The sequence below is a fragment of the Bradyrhizobium sp. B124 genome (genome assembly GCF_038967635.1).
GTDB lineage: Bacteria > Pseudomonadota > Alphaproteobacteria > Rhizobiales > Xanthobacteraceae > Bradyrhizobium.
On the sequence record NZ_CP152413.1, the window covers coordinates 3605324 to 3618877 of the forward strand.

12 protein-coding genes are annotated in these 13554 nt (G+C 60.5%); 7 read left to right on the forward strand and 5 right to left on the reverse strand.

Annotated elements, in window-relative coordinates; genetic code table 11:
- The first annotated feature begins 334 nt into the window (after positions 1 to 334).
- Both AAFG13_RS17330 and AAFG13_RS17335 read left to right on the forward strand, forming a co-directional pair.
- Entirely contained in the window at positions 335 to 3802 is a 3468-nt protein-coding gene (locus AAFG13_RS17330) for an autotransporter outer membrane beta-barrel domain-containing protein (RefSeq protein ID WP_342712757.1), read from the forward strand.
- Positions 3803 to 3876: 74 nt separating this feature from the next.
- The gene (locus AAFG13_RS17335; RefSeq protein ID WP_342712758.1) at positions 3877 to 4665 is read left to right on the forward strand and encodes an autotransporter outer membrane beta-barrel domain-containing protein; all 789 of its coding nucleotides are present in this window, start codon (positions 3877 to 3879) and stop codon (positions 4663 to 4665) included.
- 337 nt (positions 4666 to 5002) lie between these two features.
- Here AAFG13_RS17335 and AAFG13_RS17340 read toward each other — a convergent pair whose 3' ends face one another.
- The 3 genes from AAFG13_RS17340 to AAFG13_RS17350 all read right to left on the reverse strand — a co-directional run bounded on the left by AAFG13_RS17340 (position 5003) and on the right by AAFG13_RS17350 (position 8547).
- Positions 5003 to 5623, reverse strand: coding sequence for a hypothetical protein (locus tag AAFG13_RS17340; RefSeq protein ID WP_342712759.1), 621 nt, complete (start codon positions 5621 to 5623; stop codon positions 5003 to 5005).
- A gap of 38 nt (positions 5624 to 5661) precedes the next feature.
- Positions 5662 to 5964 carry a hypothetical protein gene (locus tag AAFG13_RS17345; protein ID WP_342713351.1) on the reverse strand — a complete coding sequence of 101 codons (303 nt, stop codon included), beginning with the start codon at positions 5962 to 5964 and terminating at the stop codon, positions 5662 to 5664.
- 201 nt (positions 5965 to 6165) lie between these two features.
- Positions 6166 to 8547, reverse strand: a complete 2382-nt coding sequence (locus tag AAFG13_RS17350) for a PAS domain S-box protein (RefSeq protein WP_342712760.1) — start codon at positions 8545 to 8547, stop codon at positions 6166 to 6168.
- A 645-nt stretch (positions 8548 to 9192) separates the two neighbouring features.
- On the opposite strand from AAFG13_RS17350, the gene AAFG13_RS17355 reads away from it, so the two are divergent.
- From AAFG13_RS17355 to AAFG13_RS17375, 5 genes are all read left to right on the forward strand, one after another.
- Positions 9193 to 9372 (forward strand): hypothetical protein, encoded by a 180-nt coding sequence (locus AAFG13_RS17355; protein WP_342712761.1) that lies wholly within the window; start codon positions 9193 to 9195, stop codon positions 9370 to 9372.
- A 918-nt stretch (positions 9373 to 10290) separates the two neighbouring features.
- Entirely contained in the window at positions 10291 to 11139 is an 849-nt protein-coding gene (locus AAFG13_RS17360; RefSeq protein ID WP_342712762.1) for a Ku protein, read from the forward strand.
- Between the two features lie 555 nt (positions 11140 to 11694).
- Positions 11695 to 12195: a hypothetical protein gene (locus tag AAFG13_RS17365; RefSeq protein WP_342712763.1), complete on the forward strand. Its 501-nt coding sequence runs from the start codon at positions 11695 to 11697 to the stop codon at positions 12193 to 12195.
- Between the two features lie 80 nt (positions 12196 to 12275).
- On the forward strand, positions 12276 to 12593 hold the full coding sequence (locus tag AAFG13_RS17370) for a hypothetical protein (protein WP_342712764.1): 318 nt from the start codon (positions 12276 to 12278) through the stop codon (positions 12591 to 12593).
- Positions 12594 to 12810: 217 nt separating this feature from the next.
- Positions 12811 to 13044, forward strand: a complete 234-nt coding sequence (locus AAFG13_RS17375; RefSeq protein ID WP_342712765.1) for a hypothetical protein — start codon at positions 12811 to 12813, stop codon at positions 13042 to 13044.
- Between the two features lie 30 nt (positions 13045 to 13074).
- Here AAFG13_RS17375 and AAFG13_RS17380 read toward each other — a convergent pair whose 3' ends face one another.
- Together AAFG13_RS17380 and AAFG13_RS17385 are read right to left on the reverse strand one after the other, a co-directional pair.
- Positions 13075 to 13251: a hypothetical protein gene (locus AAFG13_RS17380; protein ID WP_342712766.1), complete on the reverse strand. Its 177-nt coding sequence runs from the start codon at positions 13249 to 13251 to the stop codon at positions 13075 to 13077.
- Positions 13252 to 13357: 106 nt separating this feature from the next.
- A complete protein-coding gene (locus AAFG13_RS17385; RefSeq protein ID WP_342712767.1) occupies positions 13358 to 13534 on the reverse strand; it encodes a hypothetical protein in 177 nt (58 codons plus the stop codon).
- Positions 13535 to 13554: the final 20 nt, after the last annotated feature.

A 13554-nucleotide genomic window follows, 5' to 3' on the forward strand; every position in this document is an offset into this window, starting at 1 on the left:
TGCGATTGGATCGAAGGCCCGCCTGATGGCTGAAGTCCGCGCGTGGAAGCACGGCAAGGCTTCCAGGGCGCCTGTTGCTTGGCGCGGCTTTGTCGGCTCGGCCGGTGTGGCTCAGGCCGCAACCACGCTGGTTCGGACAAAGCGTCGCTTCGGAACGCCATCGCCGCCGCGCATGCGGAATCCCGCGCCTCTGCAACCACGCTCACGCCTCCGCGCGCCTCTCGGCAAGAATGTTGCCTACCAGTGACCTGTCGACGGTCCTGCCGCGCAGGCCTGCCCATCGCCGGGCCACTTCACCAAACGCAATTCACACAGCAGAGTCGAGAGAACGGTCATGTCGTCGATAGGGATCGCCGTCGTCCGCCAGAGTGGAGCGGCCCCACGCTCCGCCATGTCATGGCTCGGCTCCGCATCGCTGATCGCTCTGACGGCGATGCTGGCGTTCGTGCCGCACAACGCTCATGCATCCAACGAATGCGGCGCGCCGGTTGGCGGCGTGGTCACCTGCTCTGGCAGCAATTATCCTCCGCCTGGCATCTCGTATGGTCAGGACGGTCTCACCCTGATTCTCAACAGTCCCAATATGGTTGTCCAGAAGACCACCAGCGGTAACGGCGCCGTCTATATCAGTACGTCGGCAGCCAACATCAATGACATCGTCGTCAATGCGCTCCTCTTCCAGTCAATTCAATCGATTGGAACTCTAGCGAACGGCATTTCCGTCGCGAACAGCGGGACTGCTGGCAACTCCATCGTCCGGGTGGATACCGGCACCGTGACAGGGAACAGCAATTCCGCCGGCACAGGGGCGGTTCTTGCGTTGATCAACAACGGCGCCGGCACAGGCAATGCCCTGATCACCCTCAATGGCGGGCAGCTCGTCAATACGGGGGCTGGAGGCAATGGCGCGGTCGCCAACAATGGAGGAATGGGCAACGCTACCGTCACGATGACGGGCGGCTCGGTCAGCACCAACACCGGCACGGGCCTGCGTGCGATCGTCAGCAATGCCGCCTCGTCCGGCACGGCCAGCGTCGCCATCAGCGGCGGAACGGTTACGACCGCTTCGGGCACGGGCGTGTTGAGCCAGTCAGAGCGCGGCAGTGCCGGCGTCATCATGACGGCCGGCACGCTCACGGTCCAGGGCGGCGCCAACCCCGCCCTGAACGCCGTGGTCAACAATGCCGCCGGCACTGGCGCGGCCAGCATCGCTGTCAACGGCGGCACCGTCACGAACAACGGCAGCGGTGATGGCCTGTTTGCCAACAACAAGGGCACTGGGACCTACAACATCAGCATCACCGGCGGCACGGTGACCGGCGGTTCCGGCACGGGCGCCGCGATTCATGCCGCCGGCGCCGCGGGGGGCACCATCACCATCGGCTCGGCTGCCACGGTCAACGCCGGAGCCTCGGGCATCGCCCTCAACCAGACGGGCGGAGCGGCCACCATTACCACGGCGGGCGCCGTAACCGGAAACATCAATCTCGGCATCGCCAGCAATGTGCTGGATATCACGGGCGGCACCATCGCGGGCAACATCAGCGGCGGCGGCAACAGCGCCTTGAAGTTCGATCTCGGCGCGGGCACCTTCGTCTATGGCGCCGCCAATTCGATCAGCGGCATGAACAGCGTCGCCATGAACTCGGGCTCAGCCCGAATCGACGGCAGCCTTGCCACCAACACGCTTGCCGTCAATGGCGGCAGTCTGATCGTCAACGGCGCCGCCACGGTCTCAAGCGGGACGACGATCTCGGCGGGCACGCTGCAGCTCGGCAATGGCGGCTCCTCGGGCTCGATCACCGGCGATGTGACGAACAACGGCATGCTCGCCTTCGACAGGTCGGACGCCTATACCTTCGCCGGGCGGATCTCGGGCAGCGGCGCGGTCAATCAGATCGGCTCCGGCACGACCGTCCTGACCGGCAACAACAGTTACACAGGTGGGACGACGATCTCGGCTGGTACGCTGATCGTCAATGGCGATCAATCGGCGGCGACCGGGCTCACCACGGTTCAGAGCGGCGCCACGCTCGGTGGTAACGGCACCATCGGCGGCAGCGTCACTGTGGCGAATGGCGGCACCCTCTCGCCCGGCACTGTCGGTAATGCTCCGGGCACGCTGACGATCCAGAAGGATCTGGTGCTGAACGGACGATCGGTCCTGAACTTCAATTTCGGCCAGGCCAACGTGGTGGGCGGCCCGCTCAACGATTTGACCAAGGTCAACGGCAACCTGACGCTCGCCGGCACGCTCAATGTCACCGCCTCACCCGGCGGCAGCTTCAACCCTGGTGTCTACCGCGTGATCAGCTACGCGGGCACGTTGACGAACAATGGACTCGCTGTCGGCACAATTCCGTCACCCGGCTATTACGTGCAGACTTCGATTGCCAATCAGGTGAATCTCGTCAACACGACGGGAGTGACGCTCAATTTCTGGGATGGCACCGCGGGTCCGAAGAACAATGGCGTGGTCAACGGTGGCAACGGCGTCTGGCAGAACTCCGCCGGCAACGACAGCTGGACGACCGCGGACGGCGCGATCAACGCGCCCTACAGCAACGGCTCGTTCGCAATCTTCGCCGGCACCGCCGGCACGGTGACCATCGACAACAGCCTCGGCCAGGTCAGCGCCTCCGGCATGCAGTTCGCGACCGACGGCTATCATCTGGTCGGCGGCGCCATCGCGCTCGTCGGCGCGCCCACCATTATTCGCGTCGGCGACGGCACGACAGCCGGTGCCGGCTATGTGGCGACCATCGACAATGTGCTTATCGGCAATTCGCAGTTGGTGAAGGCCGATCTCGGAACCTTGGTACTGAACGGCCTCAACACTTACACCGGCGGCACGGCCGTGACCAAAGGCACGCTCTCGATCTCCAGCGACGCCAATCTGGGCGCGTCGGGCACTTCGCTCACACTCGACACCGGTAGGCTGCAGACCACGACCAACATCACCAGCGATCGTAACGTCACCATACCGACGACCGGCACCTTCCTGACGAAGGCCGGCACCACTCTCACGTTGAATGGCACGGTCTCCGGCGCCGGCGACCTCGTGAAGGATGGCGGCGGCACGCTGCTCTTCAATGGTCTTGCCACGAACGCTGGTAGCACGACGGTTGCCGGCGGCACGCTGCAGGCGGGCAGAAGCAGCGTCTTGAGTGCGCTCTCTAGCTTTTCTGTACTGAGTGGCGGGACGCTCGATCTGAATGGCCAAGGTCAGACCATCGCAAGCCTGAGCAATGCCGGCACGGTCAAGCTGGGTGGTACGCTGGGCACCACACTGACGGTGACCGGCAACTACGGCGGTAATGGCGGGCTGCTCACGCTCAATACGGCCCTTGGCAATGACGCGTCGACGACCGACAGATTGGTTGTGCAGGGGGGCACCTCGGGCACGACCTCGGTCAAGGCGACCAAGGTCGGAGGCCTTGGCGCGCAGACCGTTGAAGGCATCAAGATCATCGATGTTGCCGGAGCGTCGAACGGCACGTTCGCGCTGCTCGGAGATTACGTGTTTCAAGGCCAGCAGGCGGTGGTTGGCGGCGCCTACGCCTATACGCTGCAGAAGAACGGCATCAGCACACCCGCGGATGGCGACTGGTATTTGCGCTCGAGCCTGATCAATCCGGCTCCCGCCACACCAGCCGGACCGCTCTACCAGCCGGGCGTACCGCTCTACGAGAACTATGCCCAGGTGCTGCTCGGCATGAACGAGGCGCCTTCGCTTCAGCAGCGCGTCGGCAACCGCTACTGGGGCGGCACGCGAGCGAAGCGATGGCGCGCATGGGCGTGACGCCGGCCGCGCCGACCGATCCTTCATGGACGCAGTCCGCATTCTGGGGCCGCATCGAGGGGGAGTAAGTCAGCTTGCAGCCATCCAACACCACCGGTTCGACCTACAACGCTGACCAGATGAAGGCGCAGGCCGGGCTCGACGGCCTTGCGCTCGAGAATGCTTACGGCCAGTTGATCGTCGGCCTCACCGCGCAATATGGTCTGACCACGGCTTACGTTAATTCGTTCTTCGGCAATGGCACGATCCGCGCGTCGGGCAGCGGTGTCGGCGCCACAGCGACCTGGTACGGCGACAACAGCTTCTATGTCGACGGCCAATCGCAGACGATGTTCTACCGCGCCGATCTGTCGTCGGCGCTGACTGGCAGCATGACCCATGGCAATGAAGGCGTCGGCTATGCCTTCAGCGTCGAGGGCGGCAAACGGATCGGCGTCGGCAACGGTTTCTGGCTGACGCCGCAGGCGCAGCTTGCCTACTCCAGAGTCGAGTTCGATCCGTTCACCGACCGCTTCGGCGCGCAGGTCTCGCTTGGCAACGCCGACAGCCTGCTCGGCCGCGTCGGACTCGCGCTCAACCACCAGCGCACCTGGAACGACGGCAGCGGCATCGTGCGCTCCGACGTCTATGCGATCGGCAACCTGCACTACGAGTTCCTCAACGGCAGCAGGGTCGACGTCGCCGGCACCAGCTTCGCCAGCGCCAACGACCGGCTGTGGGGCAGCATCGGCGGCGGCGGCACCTATAGCTGGGCAAGCGGCCGCTACGCCGTGTTCGGCGAGGTCAGCTACCGCGCCAGCCTCGACAATCCGAACGAGAGCCACAGCTACAAGGGCACCGGCGGCTTCCGCGTGACGTGGTGATACGGTTTTGGCGCGCCACGGCCGATGAAGATGGGTACTATTGTTCACGGTAGCGCTACGACACCGCAATCCGCCACGCGGTCAAAATCCTGAATCTGCGACTATCCGCGAACTCGCGCTACGCCTGTCATGTTGCCGCCCATGCTGGCACTGGACGATCTTGACTGCCGCGTCTGTGACGCCGACGACAGCTAGGCCCATCGCGCCATTTTGCGTCTGCTCAAAAGCGATCGTTGTCAGAGTGAAGCGGAGAATTTATGAGTACGCGCCCTAGTGGGATGCGACGGTAGCGATCTCCGTAAGGAAGGGCGGCCCGCCTAGGCGGGCCGCCGGTAATTCATCGCACTCCGGTGCCATAGAGCTGGCGTTCTCTCCGGACCTCCTCAGCGCCATAAGGCGCAGCGGATGGATCATAGCTCTTCCACCCTGCCTTCTGCCAGGCTGCGCTCCGGTCGCGCAGGTTGACGGCGGACTGATCCAGGATCGCTTCGTATCGCGCCCGGTCCGCATCCGGCACGCGAGCCGAAACCAGCGTGCCGCCGCGCCTCAAACCCTCGGCGTAGAGTGGAGCTTCCTCATCGGATACACCGGCCTGCGTCAACGCCCCGACCACCCCGCCCGTAGCGCCGCCAGCAACGGCACCCAGGGCAGCAGACGCGAGCCAGCCGGCTGCCACGACGGGACCCAGGCCGGGGATCGCCAACAAACCAAGGCCCGCGAGCAAGCCGGCCGCGCCACCGAGACCTGCGCCGACCCCGGCTCCCGTAGCCGCACCTTCGGCCCGATCGTCAACACCGTCGCGATCGCGATCGACCTTCTTGTCGCAACTGTACCAGTTGTCGGAATTGTTCGCGACGATGCTCAAATCCGAATGCGTCAGGCCCGCCGCCTCCAGGCTGCTCACCGCGCGCTGCGCATCGGAATAGTTATCGTAGAGGCGTGAGATGGTAACGGTCATGGTGAAACCCTTTCAATTTTTGGCTGTTGCGCGCTGCGTTATTTGGCCGCGTTCACGTTGCCCTGGAAATCCAGACTGACGTCGGTCGACGCGCCGCCTTTACTAGCTTTTCCGCGCCAAACGCCGTTATCATCCTTCTTCAGCGATCTGACGTTGGTGTAGCCTGCTTCCTCAATCTTCGATTTGGCCTGGCCCTCGGTGAAGCTGTTTGCGCCTTCAACCGGCTTGTTGGAGTTGTTTTGGCCGGAACTGTTGACCGCGTTGTTGTTGGGCCGATCGGTCGCCGGTGGATTTTGTGCAAATGACGGACCGGCCAGAAGCGAAGCAGCCGTCAGCAGCATAAGAAATTTCTTGTTCACATTGTCCTCCATTAGTTGCACGTCACAACATATGCGGGTCTGAGAAGTTCCAGTTTTCCCGGTAACTTGGAGGTGGAGGTGGACCGCAGGACGCGAAGCGCGAGAGTTCGCCGACGCTTCGGGCGCATGGCCTCGACGGCATCGCCATCTTCACGGGCCATGCGCTGTCAAGAAGCTGGCCCTTCAGCACTGTCGAGAGACAGCCTTAACTTCCAACGCCGTTGTCAGGGCTTCGCGGAGCGCTTCAGGCGAGTAAGGCTTCACGAGCAGCACCGCCCCCAAATGTTCGGCTTCGGATTGGAGCCCGCCATCACCCGTCGCGAGAACCAGGCGGAGATCGGCACGGTGCGCGCGGGCATCGCTCGCGAGCTGCAGACCGGAGACCCCCGGCAAGCCTACGTCCGTGAGAAGGATGTCTACGAGATCTTCAGTCAGGATCTTGTAAGCTTCCTGGGCGGTGCTGGCCTGTCTTACCTCACATCCGAGATCGTCTAGCATCTCCGTCGTCACAGGGCGGATCAGTTCGTCGTCTTCGACGAGCAACACCATCGTTCCCTTAAGAGCGTGCTTGTTCGTCGATTGCTGCGATCCTTGAGAGGTGACGCGTCTTTGACCGTGATTGGCCAACACATGCCTGATTTTTCGTGCGAGTGCTTCGCGCGTGTAGGGCTTAGGCAGGAGCTCCACCCCCGGATCGAGCCGCCCGCCGTGCACAATGGCATTCTGTGTGTAGCCGGAGGTGAAAAGGACAGCAACGCTGGGCAACCGATCCTTGGCTTTTCGCGCCAACTCTGGACTGCGCATCGCGCCAGGCATCATCACGTCGGTAAAGATCAGATCTATCGGCATGCCGCTATCGACGATAGCGAGCGCGGCCGCCGCATCCCTCGCTCTGACCACGCGGTAACCGAGCTCCGTAAGCATGGCTTCGGCGACCTCGCGAACCTCGTTGTCATCCTCAACGACAAGGATAGTTTCCTGCCCACCTTTTACTTCACCGGGGGGAGCAACGACCAGAGTGTCCTCGCTCGCCACCTCTCGAGGGAAGTACAACTTCACCGTCGTTCCGGCACCAACCTCACTATAGATTTTGACGTGTCCACCTGATTGCTTGAGGAAACCATAGACCATGGCAAGCCCGAGGCCCGTGCCCTTGTCCTCCGCCTTGGTCGTGAAGAATGGCTCAAAGACCCGGTCTAGCAACTCTGGCGGTATCCCGGCCCCGGTGTCCGTCACCGCGATCATCACGTATTGGCCCGGCACGACCTCGTCGTGCCGACGGGCATACTCGTCGTCGAAAAAGGCGTTGCTCGCCTCGATGGTCAGCCGGCCTTCGCCATTCATAGCGTCGCGGGCGTTAATCGCGAGGTTGAGGATGGCATTTTCGAGCTGATCGGGGTCGATCAGACTGTTCCACAGTCCGCCGGCAACCATCGTCTCGATCTCGATTTCTCCGCCAAGTGCGCGACGCAGCAGTTCATCCATGCCCTTGATCAGGCGGCCGACGTTCACCACCCTCGGTTCCAGCGGCTGGCGTCTTGCGAACGCAAGCAACTGCGAAGCAAGCTTTGACCCGCGTGCGACGCTCGCGAGGGCGTTCTGAACCCGCATCTCGGCTCGTGGATTACCGGCGATGTCTTTGTTGAGCAATTGCAGGTTTCCGCTAATCACCTGCAGCAGGTTGTTGAAATCATGAGCTACGCCGCCAGTGAGCTGCCCGATCGCCTCCAGCTTTTGAGAACGGATCATCGTCGCTTGCGCGTTCTGAAGGGCTGCTTCCGCCTCGCGACGTTCAGTGATATCCCGTGTCACCTTGGCGAAGCCGATGAGCTTGCCCTCTTCATCCCGGATCGCGTCGATCACGACGTGCGCCCAGAAGGCAGTACCGTCCTTGCGGAGCCTTTGGCCTTCGTTCTCCCACCGTCCCTCCCGAAGTGCGGTTTCCAGTCCAATGCGAGGAAGACCCGCGGCGCGATCCGCTACGGTGTAAAAGTTGGAGAAGTGACGACCAATGATTTCTTCGGGGGCATAACCTTTGATGCGCTGGGCGCCCGCGTTCCAACTGGCCACACGGCCGTTCGGATCCAACATGTAGATGGCGTAGTCGGTCACGCCCTGCACCAGCATCCGGAATTGCTCTTCGCTTTCTCGCAATTTTGCCTCGGCGGCCCTTCGCTCGGTCAAGTCGCGGGTGATTTTGGCGAAGCCGACGAGCTCGCCTTCGGGCGAGCGGATCGCGTCTATCACCACATGAGCCCAGAACTGACTACCATCCTTGCGCACCCGCCAGCCCTCGCGCTCGAAGCGGCCGGTGCGAGCCGCCTCCTCCAACGCCAGGCCGGGCACGTTCTGAGCCCGCTCAGCGTCCGTGTAGAAGGTTGAGAAATGATGCCCGATGATCTCATTAGCTGCGTAGCCCTTGAAGCGCTTCGCGCCTGGGTTCCAGCTGGTTACATGCCCCTCGCGATCCAGCATGTAAATCGCGTAGTCGGTGATCGACTCGATAAGAAGCCGATAGCGGCCCTCGTTAGATTGTGCCGCTGCGAAGCGATCAGAGCTTTCCATTCAAATCCTTTCAAGAGCAGCCATTCCCGCGGGCTCTGAAGGAAAGCTCGCTTTAGGGGCAAAGGTAATTGGCCCAGCGCCCTTCGGAGCGAGCCAGCCAATCGTTGCCAGTTAGCAAGACTTTAACACCACTTATCGCCCTGCGTTCCTGAACAGCGATCCAAGCGTCACCTGGGCTGAAATAAACTTGCTGACCGAATTTGGCGCAGTAGTCCTCATCCTTCATCTTATTGCAGATGCGAAGTCCTTGCGGGCGCTGACTGATAATTTTCCTCCTTTTTAGCCTTTTCCGATAAGTTCCTAGACGCGAACAAAATATAGATCTGGCCAGCCTTGGCGTTGCGTAGAACTATGGAGGTCTCAGCGCCAACGTTGCCGTCGAGATGAGGTCGCCTGGAGGCGGACCGCTTTCCATTTCAACGGAGATTAACAGTGGAGCAGCTACAGCGACGTCGCATCAAACATGAAAAGAGCTCCCGTGAACACCTAGCGGAAGAGGCTCAATACTTCCGCGATGAAGCCCTCAAACTTCGGCCAGGGACGGCTCGCGAACTGCTTTTGCGTCGGGCCCGTCAGACGGAAACCGCTTCGCGCATGGATGACTGGTTGAAGTCTCCGGGATTAAAATCGCCAGAGTAGACTTTCATGCCAACTGGCTATTACGCCTATTTCATCGGACCGGATGGTCACATCCAAGATCGGGTTGTCATCCTGGTCGATGACGACGAGGAAGCGAAGAGCTTAGCCCGGCAGCTGGTTGACGGTCACGATATCGAGCTATGGCAAGGCGCGCGAAAGGTAGCGGCCTTGCCCTCGGAGAAGTAAGCGAGATTCACGCGGCGCCCAGTGGACTGGCGGCTAGGCGCGATGTCCCATTGCGTCAAACGAGTTTTGCGAACCAATTGCAGCAATCGTCGCTCGTCCTCAGGAAACGATGGCTTTCCTGGCAGAATCCCATCTCTACTAGCGTTCTCGCCGACCGCCTTGGTGGCTGCCATTCGATCTCAGCCGTCCGGTGGGGACCCAGATCCGCATTCCAACGCAGCAATACCGGGCATAAGTTCTGCATCCTGCGGGCCGGCTTGACACCTCAATGCTATAATGTGGTGGCCTTCCCTTGATTCGAGGCCACACCATGATGATCAATGTACAACGCCGCTTGCCGCTAAGGCCGCCCGCCCCGCCTATCGCAGTCTCGAAGGCTGGGCGCTCGGCACGCTGATCGAGCACCACGCCATTCGCGAGTGCGAACACCACGGCCACGCGCTCGATCGCAGCGATCCAGATGCGAGGAACAGAGCCCGCGAAGCAGCTTGGAACCACCCGTTCCCCGGCGCCACCCCCAAGCAGTGTCTAGCCGCGATCGAGGACGTCTTGCGCGGGATTGGCGATAGCTGTCCGGACTGCTAGATCCTAAAATGGACGTTTGTGGGGGTGTTGCGCCCGCTGGGCCTGCACCGTATCTTGCTCCAGGCGTGCTCTCTCATGCCGTCGCAGCCGGCCTGCTCGCATGACGCCGTAGACGAGCGCGACGCCGAGCACACAAGCACCGATGAACCATAACCAGACCATCGGATAAGACGTCTCCCCCAGCACTGTCACCTCCCTTGAGTCGTTTCCCGGAAAGTGCTGGACGCGAGAGCGGTTCGTATCGGCTAATGCACCTAAAGTCGCGCTTGTCGACTCCACATCGCTGACCGGTGTCCTATATTGATGCCATTCAGTGTAGGTGGAGTTTTGAGTATGGCCCCGCGCGCCAATTGGAAGGGCTTTTTGCGACTGTCCCTGGTGACGTGTCCAATCGCACTGTTCCCGGCGACCTCTGAATCCGACAAGATCAGTTTCAATCAGATCAACAAAAAGACCGGTCACCGTATCAAGTATCTGAAGGTCGATGCCGATACCGACGAAGAAGTTGAGTCCGACGACATCATCAAGGGCTTCAAGGTCGACACCGATCAATACCTCGAAGTGACCAAGGACGAGCTCGAGAACATCGCGCTGGAGTCGACGCGCACCATCGAGATCGACGAGTTCGTGCCGAGGAGCGAGATCGACGATCTCTATCTCGTACGACCGTACTACATCGTTCCTGACGGCAAGGTCGGCCACGACGCTTATGCGGTTATCCGGGAAACCATCCGCTCGCTCGATAAAGTCGCCCTCGGCCGAGTGGTCTTGACCAATCGCGAGCACATCATCGCTCTCGAGGCGCGCGACAAGGGTCTCGTGGGCATGCTGCTTCGCTACCCCTATGAAGTTCGTAACGCCGCGGAATACTTCGACGACATCCAGGGTGTGAAGATCACGAAGGATATGCTGGAGCTCGCCAAGCACATCGTCGAGCAGAAGTCCGGCCACTTCGAGCCAGAGAAGTTTGAAGACCACTACGAGCAGGCTTTGCAGGAACTGCTCGACCAGAAGCGCAAGGGCCTTCCGATTGCGACCGCCCGAAGGCCGGCACCGAGCAATGTGTTCAATTTGATGGACGCTTTGAAGCAAAGCATCAGAAGCGGCGACAAAACTAAGCCAACGACAAAACCCGCGAAAGCGAAGAAGGCGACGGCCAAGCCTCGCCGTAAGGCAAGTTAAGGTGCCTTGCAGTTCTGCCTACCTGTCCGCGTCACGGTTATTTCATACGGTCCGGATTGGCAGCATTGGGGTCTCGAGCCCGCGCGACTGGCAGCCATCCTTTGATGGTCTACACATGAGCCGCCGGCGGATCGATCGGGCGCGAAGCTTTTTCGGTTTGAAGACAACTCCCACCTCGCTGCTGCGGCTCCATCGGAAAAGCACGAGAATACCTATCGTCCGATGTGCTTAAATTCGTTACTGCGCCTAATCAATCATTCGAAGATGCGAATGGGCCACCCAAGGAGCGGTCGTCGGGGTCCATAGAGACTAGGCGCGCACTTCGTCCATATTCTCGCGGCGATCGTGGTGGTGGGGCTGTTCTTTGCGGTCGCTTGCTTCCGCTTAGGCGGCGCTCATAGTGACTGGCCAAATCCATCAGACGCTTCTTGATGAAGGGGTCGGCCTTCTCGGCAAGCTCCTTGACGGTCTTTAATCGCTCGCGGCAAAATTCATCGTCCATTGTCAGAAATTCTGCTAATGTAGGGAGTTCACATTCGTTCAGTTGAGTTGCGTATGAAGCGGGCCACAAAAATTGCTGAAATGCCGGGCTTTATAAAGCCCCAGCTCGCAATCCTGAGGACCAAGGCGCCGACTGGCGACTACCTCCACGAGATAAAGTACGACGGCTACCGCATGCAGCTCCATGTGGACCACGGAGCCAAGAAGGCCTTCACAAGGAATGGCCTGGATTGGACGAAGCGGTTCTCGCTGATCGCCGTCGCCTTCGAGATACCCGGTCAGGCCATCATCGACGGTGAGGTAGTGGTCGTCCACGAGGGCCGAACCAATTTCTCCGAGCTCCAGGCCGACCTCGCCAGAGGCGACCAGGATCGGTTGCTCTATTATGCCTTCGATCTTCTATGGCTCGATGGGAAGGACTTGCGGAGAACGCCGCAGGTTGGGCGCAAGGCAATGTTGCAGGGTCTATTCAATACTCATCAGATCGAACCTCCCGTTCTCTACAGCGAGCACGTCGAAGGTGACGGCCAGGCTCTCTTCGCGCCGCCAAGCTGAACTACGAGGGGATCGTTTCGAAGCGAGCCGATGCGCCGTATCGGTCAGATAGGAACGAGGCCTGGCTGAAAATCAAAACCGTGCAACGAGGAGAATTTCCGGTCGTCGGATTCATCAAAGACCCTGCGGGTGTTGCTGCGCTCTATCTTGGGAGGCGGGAAGGCAACGATCTGGTCTACATGGGGAAGGTTGGGACGGGCTGGAATCGGACGACCTCGGCGAAGATCCGCAAGGCGCTCGATACCGTAGTGAGCCCCAAGGCCAAACTGACAAAGCCAATCAAGAAACCCAAGGCCACGTGGGTCGAGCCGAAGTTCTATGCGGATATTGAATACCGGGACATCACGTCCGAAGGCCTGCTGAGAGCTAACTCGTTTAAGGGTCTTTCGGAAAACTAGGGGGCCCGCCAGCGGGCCGTCCGTCCATTTTTTCACATCAGAGCCCATGCGGTCGAGTTTATCGCAGCACCCGCACTTCAGCTCGGTCCTCCCGCTGTCCCCGGGAATGGGATAAGGAGTTGGCCGCACTCGGTACATCGCGTAATCGAGTCCATCGCGTTCCAACGCTGGAACTTTATCGACGCCCCTGCGTTCCTGCTTTTTTAGGGAGGGTCCCATGGAAGCCGCGGTTGACCGGGTCATGCAAACCTACGGCATGTTGGTGAGTATGACGGAAGAGGAATTGCAAGCAGAGCGCCAGCGGCTTGTTGAACACCTCTCCGGTATCGAGGCCGACGAAAAGGCGCTGGCAGTCGAAGGTCTGCGGTTTCTCAGGGGCTACCGGCCCTCGCGCACCCGCACTACAAAGCGATTATGTGGAGGTAAACCGCTAGGGGCATCGCCACGCTGACAATGACGATGCCGATGAAGAAGCGACCCATTATTTCTTCTCGCGGCGGACGCCCTTAAACTTTTTCGCCGATTTCTTGACGGCCATGAACTCGCCGCCCTTCTTGTTCCGTTTGGTCGAGGTCTTGGTGAGCGGGTTCTTCAACTGAGACCGCTTCCTCACCGCACCCTTGCGAGCATTGTCTCCAACAGGCTTGTTGACTGCCATGGTACCTCCATAATGATTAAGAGCACGAATTGGTCGGTCGGTTACCGGCACGAGATCAGAAGCGAAAAACCGCCTGTGAGAGGCGGTTTCTCAGAATCCGAAATACTTAGTGGCCGCTGCCGGGCGGTGTAGTCTTTGGCGCCTTGCCGTCCTCGACACGACCTTCGTTGCGCAGATCGCGTCCTTCCTGAGCCTTTTTCTGACTCTCGGGATCCTTCTTATGCTCGTTCATCTCTTCCTTGATGTAACCAGCACCTTCTTTGATCTCGCCTTTGACGCTCATGGTAGTCTCCTCTGTAGTTG

What these genes read in the sequence shown, in the direction of transcription:
- AAFG13_RS17385 (WP_342712767.1), bottom strand. Translation starts at nt 13,534, where the DNA reads ATGAGCGTCAAAGGCGAGATCAAAGAAGGTGCTGGTTACATCAAGGAA.
- AAFG13_RS17365 (WP_342712763.1), top strand. Translation starts at nt 11,695, where the DNA reads ATGAAGCGGGCCACAAAAATTGCTGAAATGCCGGGCTTTATAAAGCCC.
- AAFG13_RS17355 (WP_342712761.1), top strand. Translation starts at nt 9,193, where the DNA reads ATGCCAACTGGCTATTACGCCTATTTCATCGGACCGGATGGTCACATC.
- AAFG13_RS17380 (WP_342712766.1), bottom strand. Translation starts at nt 13,251, where the DNA reads ATGGCAGTCAACAAGCCTGTTGGAGACAATGCTCGCAAGGGTGCGGTG.
- AAFG13_RS17330 (WP_342712757.1), top strand. Translation starts at nt 335, where the DNA reads ATGTCGTCGATAGGGATCGCCGTCGTCCGCCAGAGTGGAGCGGCCCCA.
- AAFG13_RS17340 (WP_342712759.1), bottom strand. Translation starts at nt 5,623, where the DNA reads ATGACCGTTACCATCTCACGCCTCTACGATAACTATTCCGATGCGCAG.
- AAFG13_RS17360 (WP_342712762.1), top strand. Translation starts at nt 10,291, where the DNA reads ATGGCCCCGCGCGCCAATTGGAAGGGCTTTTTGCGACTGTCCCTGGTG.
- AAFG13_RS17345 (WP_342713351.1), bottom strand. Translation starts at nt 5,964, where the DNA reads ATGCTGCTGACGGCTGCTTCGCTTCTGGCCGGTCCGTCATTTGCACAA.
- AAFG13_RS17350 (WP_342712760.1), bottom strand. Translation starts at nt 8,547, where the DNA reads ATGGAAAGCTCTGATCGCTTCGCAGCGGCACAATCTAACGAGGGCCGC.
- AAFG13_RS17375 (WP_342712765.1), top strand. Translation starts at nt 12,811, where the DNA reads ATGGAAGCCGCGGTTGACCGGGTCATGCAAACCTACGGCATGTTGGTG.